1 rRNA gene is annotated in these 3,049 nt (G+C 53.2%); it reads right to left on the reverse strand.

The features are described 5' to 3' along the window. Window positions 1-23 precede the first annotated feature (23 nt). Window positions 24-2,929: ribosomal RNA gene (locus tag N7V53_RS22270) — 23S ribosomal RNA — on the reverse strand. Window positions 2,930-3,049: the final 120 nt, after the last annotated feature.

The following is a 3,049-nucleotide window of genomic DNA, read 5'->3' on the forward strand; positions in this document are numbered from 1 at the left end:
CGCCAAAACATCTTCGGCGTTGTAAGGTTAAGCCTCACGGTTCATTAGTACCGGTTAGCTCAACGCATCGCTGCGCTTACACACCCGGCCTATCAACGTCGTCGTCTTCAACGTTCCTTCAGGAGACTTAAAGTCTCAGGGAGAACTCATCTCGGGGCAAGTTTCGTGCTTAGATGCTTTCAGCACTTATCTCTTCCGCATTTAGCTACCGGGCAGTGCCATTGGCATGACAACCCGAACACCAGTGATGCGTCCACTCCGGTCCTCTCGTACTAGGAGCAGCCCCCCTCAATTCTCCAGCGCCCACGGCAGATAGGGACCGAACTGTCTCACGACGTTCTAAACCCAGCTCGCGTACCACTTTAAATGGCGAACAGCCATACCCTTGGGACCTACTTCAGCCCCAGGATGTGATGAGCCGACATCGAGGTGCCAAACACCGCCGTCGATATGAACTCTTGGGCGGTATCAGCCTGTTATCCCCGGAGTACCTTTTATCCGTTGAGCGATGGCCCTTCCATTCAGAACCACCGGATCACTATGACCTGCTTTCGCACCTGCTCGCGCCGTCACGCTCGCAGTCAAGCCAGCTTATGCCATTGCACTAACCTCCTGATGTCCGACCAGGATTAGCTGACCTTCGTGCTCCTCCGTTACGCTTTAGGAGGAGACCGCCCCAGTCAAACTACCCACCAGACACTGTCCGCAACCCGGATCACGGGTCCACGTTAGAACATCAAACATTAAAGGGTGGTATTTCAAGGTTGGCTCCACGCAGACTGGCGTCCACGCTTCAAAGCCTCCCACCTATCCTACACATCAAGGCTCAATGTTCAGTGTCAAGCTATAGTAAAGGTTCACGGGGTCTTTCCGTCTTGCCGCGGGTACACTGCATCTTCACAGCGAGTTCAATTTCACTGAGTCTCGGGTGGAGACAGCCTGGCCATCATTACGCCATTCGTGCAGGTCGGAACTTACCCGACAAGGAATTTCGCTACCTTAGGACCGTTATAGTTACGGCCGCCGTTTACCGGGGCTTCGATCAAGAGCTTCACCTTGCGGTTGACCCCATCAATTAACCTTCCGGCACCGGGCAGGCGTCACACCGTATACGTCCACTTTCGTGTTTGCACAGTGCTGTGTTTTTAATAAACAGTTGCAGCCAGCTGGTATCTTCGACTGGTTTCAGCTCCGTGAGCAAGTCACTTCACCTACGCACCAGCGTGCCTTCTCCCGAAGTTACGGCACCATTTTGCCTAGTTCCTTCACCCGAGTTCTCTCAAGCGCCTTGGTATTCTCTACCTGACCACCTGTGTCGGTTTGGGGTACGATTTCGTGTTACCTGATGCTTAGAGGCTTTTCCTGGAAGCAGGGCATTTGTCACTTCAGCACCGTGGTGCCTCGTCATCACGCCTCAGTGTTAAAGTGAACCGGATTTACCTGGAACACACACCTACACGCTTAAACCGGGACAACCGTCGCCCGGCCGACATAGCCTTCTCCGTCCCCCCTTCGCAGTAACACCAAGTACAGGAATATTAACCTGTTTCCCATCGACTACGCCTTTCGGCCTCGCCTTAGGGGTCGACTCACCCTGCCCCGATTAACGTTGGACAGGAACCCTTGGTCTTCCGGCGAGCGGGCTTTTCACCCGCTTTATCGTTACTTATGTCAGCATTCGCACTTCTGATACCTCCAGCAGCCCTCACAGGCCACCTTCGACGGCTTACAGAACGCTCCCCTACCCAACAACACATAGTGTCGCTGCCGCAGCTTCGGTGCATGGTTTAGCCCCGTTACATCTTCCGCGCAGGCCGACTCGACCAGTGAGCTATTACGCTTTCTTTAAATGATGGCTGCTTCTAAGCCAACATCCTGGCTGTCTGGGCCTTCCCACATCGTTTCCCACTTAACCATGACTTTGGGACCTTAGCTGGCGGTCTGGGTTGTTTCCCTCTTCACGACGGACGTTAGCACCCGCCGTGTGTCTCCCGTGATAACATTCTCCGGTATTCGTAGTTTGCATCGGGTTGGTAAGCCGGGATGGCCCCCTAGCCGAAACAGTGCTCTACCCCCGGAGATGAATTCACGAGGCGCTACCTAAATAGCTTTCGGGGAGAACCAGCTATCTCCCGGTTTGATTGGCCTTTCACCCCCAGCCACAGGTCATCCGCTAATTTTTCAACATTAGTCGGTTCGGTCCTCCAGTTAGTGTTACCCAACCTTCAACCTGCCCATGGCTAGATCACCGGGTTTCGGGTCTATACCCTGCAACTTAACGCCCAGTTAAGACTCGGTTTCCCTGCGGCTCCCCTATACGGTTAACCTTGCTACAGAATATAAGTCGCTGACCCATTATACAAAAGGTACGCAGTCACCCCATAAAGAGGCTCCCACTGCTTGTACGTACACGGTTTCAGGTTCTGTTTCACTCCCCTCGCCGGGGTTCTTTTCGCCTTTCCCTCACGGTACTGGTTCACTATCGGTCAGTCAGGAGTATTTAGCCTTGGAGGATGGTCCCCCCATATTCAGACAGGATACCACGTGTCCCGCCCTACTCATCGAGCTCACAGCAAGAGTGCTTTTGTGTACGGGGCTGTCACCCTGTATCGCGCGACTTTCCAGACGCTTCCACTAACACTCAGGCTGATTCAGGCTCTGGGCTGTTCCCCGTTCGCTCGCCGCTACTGGGGGAATCTCGGTTGATTTCTTTTCCTCGGGGTACTTAGATGTTTCAGTTCCCCCGGTTCGCCTCACAGCACTATGTATTCATGCTGTGATAGTGCAACGGATTGCACTGGGTTTCCCCATTCGGACATCGCCGGCTATAACGGTTCATATCACCTTACCGGCGCTTTTCGCAGATTAGCACGTCCTTCATCGCCTCTGACTGCCAGGGCATCCACCGTGTACGCTTAGTCGCTTAACCTCACAACCCGAAGATGTTTCGTAAAACATCATCAGTTGCGAAAATTTGAGAGACTCACGGAACAATTCGCATTGTTCTGTGTTTCAATTTTCAGCTTGATCCAGATTTTTAAAGAGCAAA

It is taken from the genome of Kosakonia sp. HypNH10, from assembly GCF_029850615.1.
Taxonomy (GTDB): Bacteria; Pseudomonadota; Gammaproteobacteria; order Enterobacterales; family Enterobacteriaceae; genus Kosakonia; species Kosakonia cowanii.